14 protein-coding genes are annotated in these 18,365 nt (G+C 57.5%); 13 read left to right on the top strand and 1 reads right to left on the bottom strand.

The window, feature by feature from the left end:
- Positions 1-428: 428 nt before the first annotated feature.
- From OHL23_RS08575 to OHL23_RS08515, 13 genes are all read left to right on the top strand, one after another.
- Positions 429-689: a hypothetical protein gene (locus OHL23_RS08575; protein WP_263351363.1), complete on the top strand. Its 261-nt coding sequence runs from the start codon at positions 429-431 to the stop codon at positions 687-689.
- Positions 690-807: 118 nt separating this feature from the next.
- Positions 808-1,575 carry a hypothetical protein gene (locus tag OHL23_RS08570; RefSeq protein ID WP_263351362.1) on the top strand — a complete coding sequence of 256 codons (768 nt, stop codon included), beginning with the start codon at positions 808-810 and terminating at the stop codon, positions 1,573-1,575.
- Positions 1,576-1,637: 62 nt separating this feature from the next.
- The gene (locus OHL23_RS08565) at positions 1,638-2,108 is read left to right on the top strand and encodes a hypothetical protein (RefSeq protein ID WP_263351361.1); all 471 of its coding nucleotides are present in this window, start codon (positions 1,638-1,640) and stop codon (positions 2,106-2,108) included.
- Positions 2,105-2,509 carry a plasmid mobilization protein gene (locus tag OHL23_RS08560; RefSeq protein ID WP_263351360.1) on the top strand — a complete coding sequence of 135 codons (405 nt, stop codon included), beginning with the start codon at positions 2,105-2,107 and terminating at the stop codon, positions 2,507-2,509. The genes OHL23_RS08565 and OHL23_RS08560 overlap by 4 nt, the downstream gene beginning before the upstream one ends.
- A complete protein-coding gene (locus OHL23_RS08555; protein WP_263351359.1) occupies positions 2,506-4,221 on the top strand; it encodes a relaxase/mobilization nuclease domain-containing protein in 1,716 nt (571 codons plus the stop codon). The genes OHL23_RS08560 and OHL23_RS08555 overlap by 4 nt, the downstream gene beginning before the upstream one ends.
- 371 nt (positions 4,222-4,592) lie before the next feature.
- Positions 4,593-4,859 carry a hypothetical protein gene (locus tag OHL23_RS08550; RefSeq protein ID WP_263351358.1) on the top strand — a complete coding sequence of 89 codons (267 nt, stop codon included), beginning with the start codon at positions 4,593-4,595 and terminating at the stop codon, positions 4,857-4,859.
- A 384-nt stretch (positions 4,860-5,243) separates the two neighbouring features.
- On the top strand, positions 5,244-5,726 hold the full coding sequence (locus OHL23_RS08545; protein ID WP_263351357.1) for a hypothetical protein: 483 nt from the start codon (positions 5,244-5,246) through the stop codon (positions 5,724-5,726).
- 340 nt (positions 5,727-6,066) lie between these two features.
- A complete protein-coding gene (locus OHL23_RS08540) occupies positions 6,067-10,425 on the top strand; it encodes a beta strand repeat-containing protein (RefSeq protein WP_263351356.1) in 4,359 nt (1,452 codons plus the stop codon).
- A gap of 45 nt (positions 10,426-10,470) precedes the next feature.
- Positions 10,471-11,877, top strand: a complete 1,407-nt coding sequence (locus tag OHL23_RS08535) for a TolC family outer membrane protein (protein WP_263351355.1) — start codon at positions 10,471-10,473, stop codon at positions 11,875-11,877.
- 2 nt (positions 11,878-11,879) lie between these two features.
- On the top strand, positions 11,880-14,048 hold the full coding sequence (locus tag OHL23_RS08530) for a type I secretion system permease/ATPase (protein WP_263351354.1): 2,169 nt from the start codon (positions 11,880-11,882) through the stop codon (positions 14,046-14,048).
- Positions 14,023-15,519, top strand: coding sequence for an HlyD family type I secretion periplasmic adaptor subunit (locus tag OHL23_RS08525; protein WP_263351353.1), 1,497 nt, complete (start codon positions 14,023-14,025; stop codon positions 15,517-15,519). The genes OHL23_RS08530 and OHL23_RS08525 overlap by 26 nt, the downstream gene beginning before the upstream one ends.
- 32 nt (positions 15,520-15,551) lie before the next feature.
- Positions 15,552-16,334 (top strand): hypothetical protein, encoded by a 783-nt coding sequence (locus tag OHL23_RS08520; RefSeq protein WP_263351352.1) that lies wholly within the window; start codon positions 15,552-15,554, stop codon positions 16,332-16,334.
- Complete coding sequence (locus tag OHL23_RS08515) at positions 16,327-17,430, top strand: FRG domain-containing protein (protein ID WP_263351351.1); 1,104 nt, start codon at positions 16,327-16,329, stop codon at positions 17,428-17,430. Before OHL23_RS08520 ends, OHL23_RS08515 begins: the two co-directional genes overlap by 8 nt.
- 325 nt (positions 17,431-17,755) lie before the next feature.
- Here the strand turns inward: OHL23_RS08515 and OHL23_RS08510 are convergent, their stop codons facing one another.
- Positions 17,756-18,364, bottom strand: coding sequence for a hypothetical protein (locus tag OHL23_RS08510; protein WP_263351350.1), 609 nt, complete (start codon positions 18,362-18,364; stop codon positions 17,756-17,758).
- Position 18,365: the final 1 nt, after the last annotated feature.

Genomic DNA, 18,365 nt, shown 5'->3' with positions numbered 1-18,365 from the left:
TCACTATCGACCGCCTGTAACTCACCATGAGCCATCTTTCGGAGTGCCTGCTCGTGCGGCCAAGATGTACCCATGAGCGGCCCCTCGATACGCGAGCGGTTTGACAGTTGTAGGTGTTCTTCCGCGCCGGCACGAGATCGATCTGCGACTGTTCAGGTCCTGCGCGAGATATCCATGTCTCGGCATGCCTGGCCAGCTTTCGGTTTGACGGGCCGCACAATCGCAACCTTATCCGATGCAAATCCTGGCGCACCCGCCGGTCCTGTCCAAAGGTGGCTTCTCGAAATTTTCTTGCGTGCTCGCTGCGCTCCTCGCGCAGAGAAAATTTCTGCGATGCCGCTGCGCGCTTTGGACAGGCCCGCCTCATGGGCGCGCTTTGGTCCTTGCATCGGTTGCGATCATGCAACCCAAACTCGAAAGGAAAAACCATGTCCGACACAAAGAAACCCGCCGCAAGAATCAGCCTCTATCCGGTATCAGCCGCGATCTGGGCCAACTCCACTCAGAAGGGCGTGTTCTACAGCGTCACCTTTGAGCGCAGCTACAAGGACGAGAAGGGCAAGTACCAGACCTCGTCCACATTCAACGCGAGCGATCTGCTCCTCATGGCCAAGGTCGCCGATCTTTGCGACACGAAGATCAGAGAACTTCGCGCTGCTGACCGGCAGCCCGACGAAGAAGCAGCTTAACCGCCAATCGGGGCAGGGCGCTCATCGCGCCTTGCCCCTTTTTTGTGTCACGCATCACACCTCGTCAACCACTGCCGCGCACGCTGAGTCGTTCACCGTCCCGTGCTCTGCAGCGCGCTTGTCTTCTTTTTCCTCCCAGCGGTCACATCGTCAAAGCGCCGGAAAAAACAAAGCCCGAATCCAGAAGGAGAACCAGAATAAAACCGGCGCGCCCTCGGGTCGTAACACCCGCGCGGTGCGCGTCTGTTCCTCAAGCGGACAAATTTTCCTTTCCGGGGACTTGACCGCCCTCCGCTCGCGCTGCGGCCGTTCAAGCCCTCAAAAAAGCTCGCCGATAGACGCGAGCTTTTTCGACCCTGCGGGCGGAAGAGGAAAATTCTCCGCCTGCCCCTCGGTCACGGCGATTTTCTTCTGGTTCCATTCCCGCCACGAGCGGGCATTCAGTCAGAAGGAAACCATCATGGGTTACGACATCTACGGCAAGAAACCGACCGCGCCGGAAGGAGAATATTACCGCAGCAACATCTGGTACTGGCCGCCATTCGTCGCTATGTGCCGCCGCCTTGCACCCCGCGAAAGCAAAGGATGCAAAGGCTGGGAAGTCAACGATGGCCACGGCCTCAATGCCGCCGATGCCCTCCGTCTCGCCAATCGCCTTGACGAGTTGTTAGCTGACGGCACCATCGCGGCTTACATCGCGGACAGCGGCGAACCGCCCGTCACCGAACTTCAAGCGAGGACCCTAAGGTTCGTCAAGGCTTTGACGAAAGCCACGGGGAACCCTGAGGTCAGCGCTCCGGGCCTCGCCAATCCCGCCGTCACCGAGGAAGATGTCCGCGAGTTTATCGCCTTCCTGAAAACATGCGGTGGTTTCAAGATTTTCTGAGAAAGAGCCGGGGCAGGGCGCTCGCGCGTCCTGTCCCACTTAATCCTGTGCAAGAGGCAGATTTGAATTCGCGGGCTTGCCACGGAGAACCGAAGGGTTCGTCGCTCGGTGTTTGTGTGCTCCTTTTTCTTGTTCACATCACAACTGCCCGCCTCACTGCGCTTCCGGATTCGATTATTACGCGTTTGCGCAATCTCGTTTCTTTCCTGCTGCCCGCGCTGCGATTCGGCTGCGGAACGGTGTATGCAGTCATCGCGTTTTTCGTTGCGGCGAATCAGAGCTTCGATTCCAGTCGCCGGATGACAGCTATTGATAACAGCGTCAGCAAGTTGTTCGCGGATAATCCGCGACACGCCACACGGCGCCGGCTTTCGCCGGGCGCTGTGGCTCAACTTGGCAAGGGAGAGGCTGTGGCCTCTCCCGTTGCATCCCTCACCGGGGCGGCGTGGGCCGCCACGGAAACTCTGCCGGTTTCCGCACCTTCAGGCTCGCGGCGTCCCGCCGCCATTCATGGTCAGGCGGTGCGCGCATGAGCATGAATGAGAATGCGCCGCTGCTCACCCAGAGCCGGAGCGGCAGCGAGCGGCGCAAGCGCGGCAAGGGCGCCATCCTCGTGCGGCTCTTGCCCGAGGAGCGCATTGCCGTCGAAGAACGAGCCCGTGATGCTGGCCTCAGCCTCGCGAGCTTCTTGCGCGCGTGCGGGCTCGGCACACCGGGGCCGAGAGCCCGCCGGCTTCCGCCCGTTAATGCCGAAGCTTTGGGACGCGCGACGGCCGCCCTGAATAAAGTAGGCAGCAATCTCAACCAGATCGCGCACGGCCTTAATGCCGGTAATTACTCCATGACGATGCAGGAATGTTTTGCGGCTTTGGCCGAGGCGCGCGCGGCGGCGGCAGCCATACGCGAGATCGTCGGCCGGAAGGATCGCGAGTGATCTCGAAGGGGACGACGCACAATAACGGCGTGCGGCTTGCCGTCTATATGACGACCGGCAAGGATGGCGAAACTGCGGAGCTCTGGCAGCTGCGCGGCTTTGCGGCAACGAACATTAAGGACGGCTTCCGCGATGTGCAGATCATGTCACAAGGGACCCAATGCGAGCAGCCGTTCTTTCATGTACAGGTGCGCAACCGGGAGGGCGAGATGCTCACGCGCGCGCAATGGGAACATGCGGCGGATCGTATTGAAAGAATGCTTGGCCTTGGAGGGCAGCCGCGGGCGATTGCTTTTCACATCGATCATGAAAAGGGCCGCGAGCACATGCATGTGGCCTTCAGCCGGATTGATGAAGAGACACTGATGGCAAAGCCGCTGCCGTATTTCAAGCGACGGCTGAAAGCCATAAGCCGCGAACTGGAGATGGAATTTGGTCTCGAAGAAGTGACCAACCGGCGCCCGGACAAAATCCGATTTGCGCCGACGCGCGCCGAGGAAGAACAGGCGCGCCGTCTCGGTCTCAACATTCACGAAATCCGCAACGCGATCCGTCAGGCTTGGGACCGCTCGGACAATAGCATGAGCTTTCAGGCGGCGCTGGAGCAGGAGGGGTTTGTGCTCGCGCGCGGGGAGAAGCGTGACTTCATCGTCATCGACCGCGAAGGGGGCATGCATGCGCTCGGCAAGCGCATCCTCGATGTATCCGCATCCGATATTCGTACAAGGCTCGGGGATATAGCCCGCGAGGACCTGCCATCAGTTGAGATGGCGCGGTTGATCCAGGTCGAGCGCCAGATCGAAAAGGAAAAGGGCGTTGCTAAGGAACAGACAGCGGTGCACTGGGACCGTGACCGGGGCGATAGGGAATGGCAAGAGGCTGTCACGGACGCTGCGATTGCGAAAGAGAAGATCGAAGGCCGATATGCGGAGCCGAAAGTGCGCGGGCAGCAGGAAAAAGAGAAGGGGGCAGGGACGGAGAAAGAGCTCGATGACCGGAGGGCAGCGGTGCGCTTGGCCTATTCGCTCAGCGAGACGCCGGCGGAGTTCGAACGGCATCTGGAGGAAGCGGGCTTCAGGCTCGCGCGCACGACGAAAGAGGAAGCGGATCTCAGTCACCGCAATGCTGCCTTTGCGCGGGAAGTGGGGCGCTATGCACCCGAATATCGCAAAGATGAATTCGTTGCCGTCAACGGGCTCGGACACGTCATCACGCTCGATCGCCGCACGACTGGCGAAAGCCGCAAGGATGTGACGGACTTCCTGCGCACACTTGATGTGAGCCGAGTGAAAGGCATTCAGGAAACGCAGGAGATCGCCGGCGCTCAGCTTGAGATCGAACGCCAGGCCTTCCGCGATTTGAGCCGCGGATACACGAAGCAGGAACCGGACGGACGCCCGACAGGGTCGCTCGGCCGGCCGATGCATAAATGGGAGCCCTTCAGCGATCGTCTCGCGAATTCAGTCGACATGCGAACCAGCCGCACTATGGGCAAGGCTTTCGATGCAGCCAGTGATGCTTTTGAATCTCTCTTCTCGCCGATCATGACGCCGGAACAGAAACGCGATGCGCGCCATGCAAATACAACGCGCGAAGCGGAACGGGATGCGTCGATCGACTATAGCCAATTTACCGAGATGCTTGCGCGGCAACGTGAAGAGGAAGAACGCGCGGCGGCAAGGGAACGCGAAAGACGCGGACGCGAACGATGAAAGCCGCGCCACTCGGGAACAGCGCGGCGATGACCAGAGACCCACTCTTCTCCGAAAGATCTCGAGCTTCGCCGAAACGCTTAAACTGCAATTCTACGAAGTCATGAAAGCGATGACGAATCCGGCACTCAAACCTCAACCGGTGAAGTGGCGCAGCCGTGGCGAAGACACCGGACGGGCATTCCGCATGCATACGCGAAAAATCATGAGCCGTCTCATCTGTCGGCCTTCCATCCCCCCGCCGGAATTCTATGAACCCGAGTTGTGGCAGTGGAACAACCTACCCAACATGCCGGCAGCGTCCGAGGATTTTTCGTATTCCGATCATCACCATCTTTCTCTGTGACTCTCCTTGTGCTAGAACCCCCGATATGCAGAGCACCAAACCCTTGACGCATGTCCTCTGGCTTCAGAGATGGGAAGCCGGGAAGTTTCGCGAGTGGCTGCCGGTCGGCAAGGGGCGCGTTGAAAAGGATCCCAGCGGCAACATTTTGGTTGAGAATTTTCAGCACCTGACCAGCATCGGCGGGTGGAATGGCTACACCATGCTTTTACCCATAGGCGTCATGCCGCCTGATCCTGCACCGCAGCGTCCCGCCACATCCGGAGGTGCGAAGAGCCAGGACGAGGTAGCCTGAGTCCGCTACCACCGACCACAGAGACGATCGCATCCCAGCCGAGATTCCGTCGATAAAGGGATCTGATCCCCGGGGCGATGGCCGCAGGAACCACCTAAAAACACAAACTTCTTTCTGGATTGAGGATCGCCATCGAAGCCGTCTCATCTGCGCGCGACGGCGATAGAAAGTTGCAGGGACCATGTTGCATGCAATGTATGCATTGCAAAAGTCACGAAACGCGCGATCAAACTACCGAAAGTTGTTGACGATAAATTTATGACCTGATTACATACGCTGCGATGTGAAGTGCAGCCTTCATCGTGCAGCACCGTTCCCGCCTTTATATGTGCCGTTGTCTTCCCGTTGCGCAGGCGCATTCGAACTTCAAGCTTCGAGGAGCAGATGGGTAAGAAAATCTCGCCGATCGTTTTAATTCTGATTTCGATGGTTGCGAATTCGGCTTACGCAGCCGTCTTTGAATGTACGACGAAACAGGCGCTCAGATGGGAAGAAGGAGCGTTGGAGTCCAACGTGGTATATGCGAAGACCATATTGCGCTTGGATGATGAAACCGGTGAATTATGGATGGCGGCGGCAGGTCACCTAGGTGGCGTAGCTAAAGGCACAATTGAGCTGCCGATGGGAGCACAAAATGATCTTATCTTCACCCAACGAACTACCTCTATGAATCCCGAAGGGGAAGAGGTGGCCACTCGCCGCTTCATCTTACACATTCGGGGATGGAAGCTCAATCCTAAGACTCTGCAATTCAGCCATAGCGACCTAAACTTCATCGCCTATGAAGATTCGCCTCCCATCGTATTAACCGGAGGATGCGTGCAGTCGGAAGGGAAAGCGATGCCGAAGGACGGAGTAATTCCCTGAATAATCTTTCAACTTATACAAAGAGGAGCGGGAGATGACCGACTACACCAGTATCAGGGATGGATTTGTAACTTCAGAGGAGAATCCTGGCCTCACCGTTTCAGGATTTTATGTCGATCATTCCAGTACCGGCTATAAATTAAACGTTGGATATGGGTTCGACATAACAGATAATTTAGATTCCACGATAGACGCTGAAACTCAATTAGAAAATGCAGGGATTTTGTCATCTGACCCTACGATAGAAGCTGCTCAATGGGTCGCCATCTCAGCTGTGGCAACTAGCCCCCCGACAACCGATGGTTCCGATACAAGCCTCAATACTGCGCTGGGGAGTGGAGTGACGATTAATGCCACTACAGCGCTACGGCTCACGGATAATTATTTCACTGATGTTGTCGATCCGGAACTTGAAAATTATGCAAATCCAGCAACGACGCCTCCGCAGGTGTGGGCCGGACTTGAAGATGTGTTGTACGGCGCACCTCGCGCCTTTACGAGAATCCCAAATCTTGCTTCCGATACAGCAGACAAGAACTGGGGCGCAGTCGCCTATGATGTGGCGTTCAGCCCAAATACCGATGTGCCCAACCGGCGTATAGATGAAGCCCTGCTTATGCTTGGATTTCAACCTAGCACCGAATCTCCGATAAGTAGCGGCTCTGTTGATCTCAAATCTCTCATTACGTTTGAGCAAAAAATATCTACAACTTCATTCACGGGTACGTTGACAGCGGCCCAAGTTATTCAGCAGGCTTTCGTCACCGACCCCGACCCCGGAGACATAGCCAACTTGTCGCTTGAAGAATATCTGATCTCCCAAGGCTACTACGTGGCCCAGCCTGGAGATATTGGTGCGACAGACGCTTATACTGCGAACAACATTGTTGCGAACAACAGTATCAGCATCGTTAACGGAAGCGAGCTCCTACGGCTAAGCGAGGGGTTGAATAAAATTTATGGCGGCTCCTGGTCGGGCATGGCTCCGGGCACGGTTGCATATGTGCCAACTGCAGTAGACACGCCTGGGACAACACTTGATGATTTGTCCGATCTGGATGCGGCCGGCAACGAGAGCTACGTCTACGATCCGAACATCGACGGCTCGGGGAGCGATAGCCTGAGCAGCAATGCTGCCTACGCTGTCGGTTCTCCCATCAGTCTTACAGGTAATGCGATCAGCCCGGGTTCACTTGTAATCATGGACGACGGAGGGAGCGTCTGTGCCGTCCTTTCGCCCGGAACGTGGGCAGGAATTTATAACACTGATGGATGGGCGACGCCCGGGGTTGATTATCTGCTCGATGTCAGCATTACGAACAGCAGCGGCACCGTGATCGGCACGCTAACCGTGGATAAGCTCTATGGCACAACAACCTACACTCCGGTCGGCGGCGGTGGTGGTGGTGGTGGAAGCAGCAGTCCCATTTCGCCTTCTGGTCCCGTGTATATCGGCAGCGGTGGCGGAGGTGGACCGACGCTTTACTATCAGACTTCCGGCGGTGGGGGCACCTCTTACTCTCTCGATTCCGACACCGGCGATACCTCGCTAATATCAGGAGGTCCTCTTCCTGACGGTGGTCCAACATCAGACGGCTCCGGAGCGTTAGGCGCGTCGAGCGGGTTCAATGGAACGATGATCGATCCGATCGTTCTGGATCTGAGCGGCATGGGCGGCGGAACCGCGACGGGGGTGCAGCTGACATCGCTTGCGGATTCTTCGGCCTATTTCGATCTCTTTGGCACGGGTTATGCGGTGCACACAGGCTGGGTCGGACCGGGAACCGGCATCCTTGTCGACACGACTGATCCGACGAGCATCAGCGATCTGTTCGGCAATTCCTCGACTAACGGCTTCGCCGCCTTGCAAGCGCTCGACAGCAACGACGACGGCGTGATCAACAGCAGCGATCCCGGCTTCTCCAGCCTCTATGTGTGGGTCGACGCGAACGGCAATGGCACAGTCGATCCCGGTGAAGTGCAAAGGCTCTCCTCGCTCGGCATCACCTCGATCAGCCTCGAGACCTCGCCCGAGAACGAGATCGTCAACGGCAACGAGATCGGTCAGGTGGCGACCTTCACTTATTCCGGAGGCACTGGGCAGGTCGCCGAGGCGTTCTTCGACAACAGCACGCTCGACAGCACCTATACCGGTTCCTACACGTTTGACCCCGAAACACTCGCGCTGCCTAACCTTCGCGGTTATGGCACCATGCCTGATCTGTACATCGCCGAAAGTCTCGACCCGACATTGCTTGGGGAAGTGGAGGGCCTTGCGACGGACACGCTCGCCGACGCGGCGACGTTCAACCAGCAGATGCAAACGATCATGTACGAATGGGCAGGTGTGGCGAGTACCGACCCAACGAGCCGCGGATCATACGTCAATGCGCAAGATCTCGGTGTCCTCGAGGCGGTGAACGGAGAGAGTTGGGAGGACCCCGATTCCGGAACGACCAACCCCGGCACCGCGGGCACAGGACAGGCGCTGGAAAAGACCTACAGCCAGTTCCTGAGCTATGAAACCGAAAGCTTTTTGGCGCAAGGTCCCCTGGCGCAATATCTGCCGGGTGTCACCTACGATTACGATACCGATAGCCTCACGGGTTCGACGGACCTTTCCACGCTTGCCACGGCGGTGGGTGACAATGTTCCCGCGGATACGACCACGGCACTTCAATACCTCGGTGCGATGGGCGTGTTCATGGACACGTTGGCGAGTGATCTCAGTCTGTCGCAAAGCGAATATGACAGCGCGCTGGCGGATGATTTCTCCGCAGCCGGCGCGGCGATCACGGCATCGATCGTCGATGAACTGCATGCGCTGCCGGGTATCGCCGATGGCAGCGGTGATGTGACGTTCACGCTCGACGGTCCGGGCGCTGTCATCACCGGCGTCGCCGGCGCGAACAACATCCTCGTCGTGAACGATGCGACAACGAGCGACGATCTGACGCAAGATGTCATCACCGGCATCCAGACGCTCGATATTGAAGGTTCGAGTTATGTGACGCTGACGGCGCAGGAACTGGACCAGTTCACCACGATTAACGGGAACGGTTATGGCTTTGCGGGGATCTATGTCTCTCCCGTCGGGACCTATGACATCAGCGCGGCCGGGGGCACCGGAGCGTTGACGATCAGCGCCGCCACCACGACTGCGGATGTGACAATCATCGGCAATGATGAAGATAACGAGACACTGATCGGCGGCTCTGGCGCCGATACGGTCGAAGCCGGCGGCGGCAGCGGCGATTATCTCTACGCCGGCTCGGGTGACAATACGCTTGTTGGCGGTTCGGGTTCCGATACGTTCTATGACGGGGCAGGCGTCGATACTTTCGAAGGCGGCAGTGGCACAAACACTTTTGTCATCGAGAATGGCACCAGCGGCACAAGCGTCACCGGCGGTACAGGAAGCAACACGCTGCAGGTTGATTCCTCCGTCACGGACATTTCCGGTATGACCGTCAGCGGTGTGCAGACGCTCTATATCGGCGGATATTCGATTACAGTTACGGCTGAGGAACTGGCCGGCTTTACGACGATCGATGCTGGCGGCGTGACGATGTATGCCTCGGACACCGGAACGTATGATCTGAGCAGCGTCGATGTCGTAAGCACCTTGAACCTCAGCGCCGCCGATACATCCGCCAATGTAACGCTGATCGGCAATGATCAGGATGGACAGACGCTGATCGGCGGCTCAGGAACGGACACGCTCGAAGCCGGAGGCGGCGCGGGAGATTACCTTTATGCCGGATCTGGCACGAATACCCTTATCGGCGGTTCGGGATCAGACACACTCGTTGACGGCGCGGGCGTCGATACTCTCGAAGGGGGCAGCGGCACGAACGACTTTGTCATTTACAACGGCACCAGCGGCACGGCCGTTACCGGCAGCGGCAGCGATAACACCCTCGATGCGCATACCGACGATCTTACCGGCCTGACGATCAGTGATGTCCAGACGTTGAATGTGGACGCCAGCCATCTATTCCTGACATCAGGAGAACTTTCCGGTTTCAGTACACTCAACGCCTCAGGCTCAACACTCTATGTCTGGGGATCAGGCACCTACGACCTCAGCGGGATGTCGGGCAGTGGTGCATCGGAACTTTCGTCCCAATACACCAGCGGCAGCGTTACCTTCGTTGGTGGCAACCAGGACGGCCAGACTCTTATCGGCGGTTCGGGCAGCGATACGCTCGAAGCGGGCAACGGGGCGGGTGACTATGTCTACGCCGGTTCGGGTAATACGACACTTGAAGCGGGAACCGGAACCGACACGCTCTATGGTGATGGCGGCACGAATACCTACGAATTCGGTTCGAGCTTCGGAACGGCGGATACGATTTACGATGCCGGTAATGGCAGCGCCGCCGCTGGAACGATCGACTTTACGTCCTCCAGCACCACGGATGAGGACCTCTGGTTCAAGAGGAGCGGCAACGATCTTTTGATCGATCTGCTGGGGACCTCCGATCAAATCGATATCTCGGGGTGGTACAACAGTTCCGCCGATCAGGTCAGCAGCTTCACGGCGGATGGTTCGACGCTCTTGAATTCGAGTGTGGCGTCACTTGTTTCCGCGATGGCGACCTATCAATCGGCTCATTCCAGCTTCAATCCGCAAACTTCGGGCACGACCATGCCGACGAATACGACTCTGCAAAATGCGATAGCGGCGGCGTGGTAGCTGACGAATGGGTTGACCGGCGTAACGTTTACCAAAAGGCCCTCGATGAAGTCGTATCTGCGGTGTGTGGGAGTGGTGGCGATCGCCGGTCTGGTCATTCCTGGATATGCAGCCGCCGAGACTATCGAGCAGGCGCTGGTGCAGGTTTACGAGACTAATCCAACCCTGCTTGCCGAACGCGCCAAGCTGCGCGAGACGGATGAGCAGGTGTCGCAAGCTCTTAGTAACTGGCGGCCGGATATCGAAGCGACGGCCAATGCCGGGATCAGCAATCAGGCGGTTCACGACCCGTCATCTGCCCCTATACCCACGTCATCCAACGGCCTCACACCCCGCAGTACAGGCCTGCAGTTCACGCAGCCGCTGTTCCGGGGCTTTCGCACCGTCGCGCAGACGCGCGCCGCCGAGAAGCAGGTTGAAGCCGAGCGCGCCAATCTGCAGGTTACGGAGCAGAAACTGTTCCTCGATACCGGCACGGCCTATATCGATGTCGTGCATGATCTGGCGCTGGTCGCGCTCGACCGCGATAACGAGCGCGTGCTGCGTGACGAGTTGAATGCCACGAAGGAACGATTGAAGCAAGGAGATGTCGGCACGACCGACGTGCATCAGGCGGAATCCCGACTGAAGCGAGCCGAAGCAGACCGTCTCAAGGCCGAAAGCGATCTTGAACGCCACCGCGCTGCCTACGTCCATCTCGTCGGCGATATTCCTGGCACCTTGCAACCGCCGCATCTGGAACTGGCCGACGCGGCCAGCCTCGATGAAACGCTCAATCTCGCCAAGAAGCATAATCCCGGCATTGCGGCGGCCACCGCAAATTACGACGAGGCGGATGCGGAGGTCGATCTCAACAAAGGCAGCCTTCTGCCCGAAGTCGATCTTGTCGGCACGACGCAAAAGCAGTGGGACCAGAGCACCTATATCCCTGGCCGACAGGACAGTTCGCAGGTTCTTGTGCAGGTGACGATGCCGCTTTACAAGACCGGCGCCGATTATTCGCGCACGCGCGCCGCAGAGCAGAAGGTCACCGAACAGCGCATGAAGCTTGAGGAAGCGCGGCACCAGGTTTACGAAGACGCCACAGATGGCTGGCATGGCCTTGAGACCGCCCGCAGCACATTGATAGCTGACGAAGCCGAGCGGGATGCTGCCGATCTCTCCTTGCAGAATGTCCGGGAAGAGGCGAAGGCCGGAACGCGCACGACGCTCGATGTGCTCAACGCCGAGCAGGAACTGATCGACGCCAAGACCGCCGTCATTCAGGCCGAGCATGATATTACGCTTGCCATCCTGCAAATCCGTTCGGCAACCGGGTTGCTCAAAGCAGAAGCCATGAAACTACCCGTCGAACTCTACGACCCCGACAAGCACTATCAGACAGCGCGCAGCCAATGGATCGGCTTCTCGGACGATGATGACAGCGGTGAGGCTACCGCAAATCACCAATAAACATGGATCAGACCGCCCCCTCAGAAGCGACTAAACCGGAACAATCCCTCGATACCGGCCTTGCATCTTTTGTGCTTCTGCTTCGTTTTCACGGCATCGCGGCCGATCGGGCGCAATTGACGCATAAATTCGGCGGCTCGGCTTTCGGCACGATGGAAATGCTCCGCTGCGCCAAGGAGTTTCAGCTCAAGGCGCGTGTCATCGAAAGCCGATGGGAGCGTCTGACGGATACGCCGCTGCCGGCGATAGCCCGGATGCGGGATGGGACTTTCCTCATTCTCGGCAAGGCCTCCGAAGATACGGTTCTGGTTCAGGACCCCTCAATCAACCGCCCTCAAATCCTGCCGCGCAAGGAATTCGAGGAACGGTGGAGTGGTGATCTTCTGCTGATGACGCGCCGGGCAGGGCTTGGGGAAGTGGCCCGGACCTTCAACATCACATGGTTTCTCGGCGCGATGCATAAGTATCGCCGGTTGCTCGGTGAGGTCTTGGTTGCGTCGTTCTTCCTGCAGCTTTTTGCGCTCGTCTCGCCGCTGTTCTTTCAGGTGGTGGTCGACAAGGTTCTGGTGCATCGCGGCCTCACGACGCTCGACGTTCTGGTGTTCGGCTTCGTTACCGTCGCCATATTCGAAAGCGCGCTGACGGCTCTTCGCACCTACGTTTTTTCCCATACGACCAGCCGCATCGATGTGGAACTGGGCGCTCGGCTGTTCCGGCATCTGGTAGCGCTGCCGATTGCCTATTTCGAGGCGCGCCGCACGGGCGACAGCATTGCGCGGGTGCGCGAGCTTGAAAATATCCGCAACTTCTTGACCAGTTCGGCGTTGACGCTTGTCATCGACCTGTTCTTCACCTTTGTTTTCCTTGCCGTCATGGCGTGGTATTCGCCGTTCCTGACCATTATCGTCATTGCATCGTTCCCGTTCTATATCGCCATCTCGATGGCGGTGACGCCGGTCTTCCGGCGCCGCCTGAATGAGAAATTCAATCGCGGCGCAGAAAATCAGGCTTTCCTTGTCGAAAGCATCACCGGCATTGAGACGCTGAAAGCTATGGCGGTCGAGCCGCAGATGCAGCGGCGGTGGGAAGAGCAATTAGCCGGTTATGTGAAGGCTAGCTTCAAGGTGCTTAATCTCGGCAATTGGGCCAGTCAGGGTGTGCAGCTTGTCAGTAAACTCGTGACGGCCGCCATCCTGTTCTTCGGTGCGAAGGCCGTTATTAACGGCGATATGACCGTTGGTGAGCTGATCGCGTTCAACATGTTGGCGGGTAGGGTATCGCAACCAGTCTTGCGGTTGGCGCAAGTCTGGCAGGATTTTCATCAGGCGCGGCTATCTATTGCGCGGCTTGGCGATATTCTCAACACACATCCGGAACCGGGTTTCTCGCCGGGACGGACAGCGTTGCCTGCTATCAAAGGAGCCATCAGCTTCGAGCATGTCACTTTCCGCTATGTGACGGATGGTCCGGTAGTCCTGCATGACATTTCTCTTTCCCTACCGCCCGGTCAGGTCATGGGCATTGTCGGACCATCAGGCTCCGGCAAGTCGACGCTGACGAAACTTATGCAGCGGCTTTATGTGCCTGAAAGCGGGCGAGTGCTGGTGGATGGTGTCGATCTTGCCGCCGTCGATACGGCATGGCTGCGGCGGCAGATCGGTGTCGTACTGCAGGAAAACATCCTGTTCAATCGTCCGGTGCGCGACAATATCGCGCTTGCCGATCCCGGTATGCCAACCGAGCGCGTGATACAGGCGGCCAAGCTGGCCGGCGCGCATGAATTCATCCTCGAACTGCCGCAGGGCTATGACACGCATGTCGGCGAGCGCGGCTCGAACCTCTCCGGCGGGCAGAGGCAGCGTATCGCGATTGCTCGCGCGCTGATCACTGACCCGCGCATCCTGATTTTCGACGAAGCCACCAGCGCCCTCGATTATGAGAGCGAGCGCATCATTCAGGAAAATATGCGCCGCATCGCGCAGGGCCGCACGGTCATCATCATCGCCCACCGGCTTTCCGCCGTGCGCCACTGCCACCGCATTATCACGATCGAGAAGGGCCGTATCGTCGAAGACGGCAGTCATGACGAACTGGTGAATACCGACGGCCGCTATGCTTCGCTCCTCCGGCTTCAGGGAGGGTTGCATGTCGCTTCGGCAAAGAGCGCTTAGAGCATGGGATTACTATCAGGAAGCCAATGAGTATATCCAGCGCAAGTCCGACAAGCTCTGGCGGCGCATCGAACCTTATCTCGACAAGCCCGATCCCGAAACCGAATTCCTGCCGGCCGCGCTTGAAATTATCGAAACGCCGGCTTCGCCCGCCGGGCGCATCATCGCTGGGACGCTGATTGTCTTCTTCGTCATCGCTCTCTTATGGGCCTGTATCGGCTCCGTCGACATTATCGCCACGGCGCAAGGCAAGATTGTGCCGACAGGCCGCAGCAAGGTCATTCAGCCGTTCGAGACCGGCGTCGTTCACGCCATTCATGTGCAGGATGGGCAATCAGTGAAAGCCGGGGATGTATTGATCGAGATCGATGCGACGATCAGTGAGGCCGAGCGCGATCGGTTACAGAAGGAATATATGACGGCGGCGCTCGATGTTGCCCGGCTCAAGGCATCGTTAAGTACGGCTGATGATCCGGCGACAGACTTCATCGCTCCGGAAGAGGCGACGGAGGACCAGATAGCCCTTCAGAAATCGCTCCTCACCAGCCAGGTCGCCGAGCAACGCGCCAAACTGGCGGGCCTCGACCGGCAGATCGCACAATATGGCGGCAACCTTGCCGCCGTGCAGTCGAATATCTCCAAGATCACCGAAGCCCTGCCTTATCTCGAAAAGAAGGCCAGGGCGCGGCAGTCTCTCGCCGACCGGCAGATCGGCTCAAAGATGGACGCCTATTCGGCCCAGCAGGACCTCGTGGAGCATCAGCAGGAATTAAAAGTTCAGCGGGGGCGCCTCGATGAAGCCACGGCGCAGGTCTCATCGTTCAAGGAACAGCGCGAACAGGCCGAAGCAGAATATAAACATAAAAACCTCGACGATCTGACACAGGCTGCCCAGAAAGCCTCCAGCCTGCATGAACAGTTCATCGAAGCCTCGAAGAAATACCGATTGCAGACCCTGACCTCACCGGTAGATGGCACAGTTCAACAGTTGGCCGTGCATACCGAGGGCGGCGTTGTGACTCCTGCGCAAACCCTCATGGTCGTCGTGCCCGGCGACAGCCGCCTTGAGATCGAGGCTATGGTGCCGAACAGGGATATCGGCTTCGTGCATGAAGGGCAGGAGGTCGCCGTCAAGATCGATACCTTCAACTACACGCGCTATGGCCTGTTGCACGGCAGGGTCATATCCGTATCGCAGGACGCCATCACCCGCGACAAACCGGCAGATAAAACTGACAATAAGCAGCAGGCCGGTTCTGAGGATGACAGCAGCGAGCCCAAAGGGCAGGAGCTGGTTTATTCGGCGCGCATCTCCCTCGATCGCTCCGAAATGCAGATCGATGACCGCATGATCAATCTCGAACCCGGCATGGCCGCGACGGCCGAGATCAAGACCGGCTCGCGGCATATCATCAGTTATCTTCTGTCGCCCCTCAGCCGTGCCGGCCACGAGGCGATCACGGAGAGGTAGAAATGGCATAATCTTGGCTTGTGGAGGCTTGGATGGCCGTCAAGGAAGAACGCAGTGAAGAGGAATATTTTCCAATCGATCATTGCGAGCGCCTCTTTTCAGAACTGTCGTTGTGGACGTCCGTTCAAGATTGCCTGGCAGCTGCACGATGCCTCGAAAAGAGGCCAACGCGGGATGATGTGTTCTCTCCCAAGCTAATCGTGCCCTTTCTCGACAGCGACCTGTTCCAGGCGGTCCTGTCGAAATGCATTGGCTGGCTCATTCCTACTTATCGAGTCCCAGAAGCAAAAATACGCATTTCGGCGCTCCAGGCACCGGAGATCAAGGAATCGACGCTCCAGACACTTCGCGATTTAAGGTGGCGGGCAAACATATCGATGGGAGCGGCCGGCACGATCACGCAGATTGCTCCAGGCTTAAGCCAGTTCAGCGACAAGCGATTTTTCGTGGTGGAGGATGAACCGCATGTTATTGAGGTGATCCAGAACCCAATTCGCTGCATTCTGGATCTCATTAGCCGGTTTTGGCCAACGGCGTCCAAAATGAGGAAACTCATCGACGAAACGAAGGACGGGTCGGAAGGCCCGGTTATCTTCCACCAGCCATATACAGATGGTTCTATGGCCGCTCTTGTTGAAGCGCTTGTGTTTTACGCCCATAGGCTCGAACTGGGACCACGATATAGCGAGGTCGCGAATAACGCCATAAACCGGGGCTACCGATCGGTCGAAGTCGTCGGGCATCCCCCGATCGATGCAAAATTTATCGAGATTGGACAGGAGTCCGCCGAAAGGATGTTCGAGTCAATTGCCTAGCCAGGTCACCATCCCGCTTTCGCCGCATTTCACAAACCTGCGCGGGCAGGGCGATCGCATTTCGAGCGCGGCTGTGGCAGAGAAGCTCGTCGTTGCCGATGGCGAAGGTTACTTCGTCGATGATCTGGGCGGCCATTCCTGGTCTTTTGTGCCCGCTCCGGGCGCAGCGGTTTACGGGCTCACGTCACGTTTCAAGCCGTCGCCGATCGATCACATGGCCAATGGTGTATTCCTGCGCGTGCCCTTTCGCAGAGTACCCGTTCTCGAGGCGCACAGCCTCGAGGGCCTTCTCGCCTTCGCATCGCTGATCCATTCGAAAGACGACAGTCTTAAGCTGATGTGGCGCGGCCAGACGCGCGAATATCTGCTCACGCGGCCGGAAGAAGATTCCATGAGGTTGTATGGCGAACCCCAGGTCAGCGAGCCCTCTCTTCCATCATCTGGCGCGCGTCTCAAGGTCGAGTTCACAACTGTTTTTGAGCAGTGGTCGGCGATCCTCGATACATACATCGCCGAACAGATTTTGAAGAAATCTCTCGCCGGTACCCGCCAACGTCAGGACATCGTTCAAGGGAGCCAACAGTTCCACAGTTCTTACATGTATCGGCTTTGGGCTTTTGCGACGGCGCAGCACTATGGCCTGCCTAGCGTCGGACTCGATGTCACATCGGATATCCTTGTGGCGCTGCTCTTCGCCCTTCACCGCTTTTCGGTGGATAAGGCCACGGGGACGACGACAATCGCACGGCTTGACAAAGATGCGGAACCGGTCTTGTACGCCATGAGTGCCTTTGAGAATGACCTGTTCGATGATTCACAGCTCGCGCCACCTTGGCTTCTTTGTGAGCGGCCAAAGGCCCAGAACGCTTTTTTCCTGGCCACCGGTTGGGGCCAAGCACCGAACAGAGCCGCCGAACGAATCTTCGTCGCGATCCGGCTGCGCAATCATACGCAATGGAAGCTGCCGAGTCCCGTCGAGAGCCTGTTTCCTCGCCGTAACAAGGATTCTTTTCTGGACTTCCTTCTGCGATCGCGCGTCGCTTATCCCAGCATTGCCAGTGCCGCGATGCTAGACCGCGTTTATTATCGAGCATGAGGTTAGGCAGTAGGGAAAGAAATGATGTTCAGTCGTGCATGTCTACGCAACGTCTGGGCTAGATCTCGCGCTGGGAACAGGAATTTTAGCTTGTGCCCATTTAACATAATCTCTTCCCGCATGACATCCTAAGTATCTGAAATACAACGATAATTTGTCATAAGATATGTTATGCGACTTTGATAGTCATGGGGATTTAAGACGAGCCTGAGCACGTTTGGACCGTATTCTTTTGGTTCTCATCTAAGGGCGACAAGTTATTTTATGGGACCGCGAAAATCAAGCCAAGAGACGGCCGGCTGGCCCTGTTCATGAGGCGCGATACTCAATATTCAATCCTGCGGCTCGCCTGCCACGGCGCCGGATGAAACCAGAACTGAATTCTTGAGATATCAAGGCCTTCGAGCGCCCCGAACAAATCATGAAACTTGCCGGGCAGATTATCGCGCATTGCGTTGTCGTCTGCAGTCCCATAGACGAGAAATAGCCCGCGATAATAGTGCGCATTTTCACAAAACCAGATCAGCTTCCTGATGTCGTCGACGAATTCGTCAACCGGACGCGTCAACGGCTTGACTTCAACGCACACAAGATTGTTGTCCATGTCGCCGGGTATGTGTACCAACAGATCCGGTTTCGAGCGCGCATAAGGCCCCCTCCGAAAGTGAGGATGGCCCGCTTTGTCGACTTCTCCGCCGAGGCTGTAGGGAAATGTGTCCCACCGGCGTCGTAGCTGATGGTAGAGCTCGTAGCAATAGACCCGCTCCCGGTAGAGTGAGTCAGCATCGGCAATCGGCAGTTGGAAATATACCCCAGTGATCTCCGCGCATGCGTCGGCGAGCATTGCTTCGAATGATTGGAGTGCCTCATCCATAGAGTAACCGGGTCCGGCCTCCTGCCCTTCAGCATCTTGATGCAGCGCTTGCTTCAACACA

The organism is Acidicapsa acidisoli (assembly GCF_025685625.1).
Classification (GTDB): Bacteria; Acidobacteriota; Terriglobia; order Terriglobales; family Acidobacteriaceae; genus Acidicapsa; species Acidicapsa acidisoli.
This window is presented reverse-complemented; position numbering and strand designations above follow the sequence as displayed.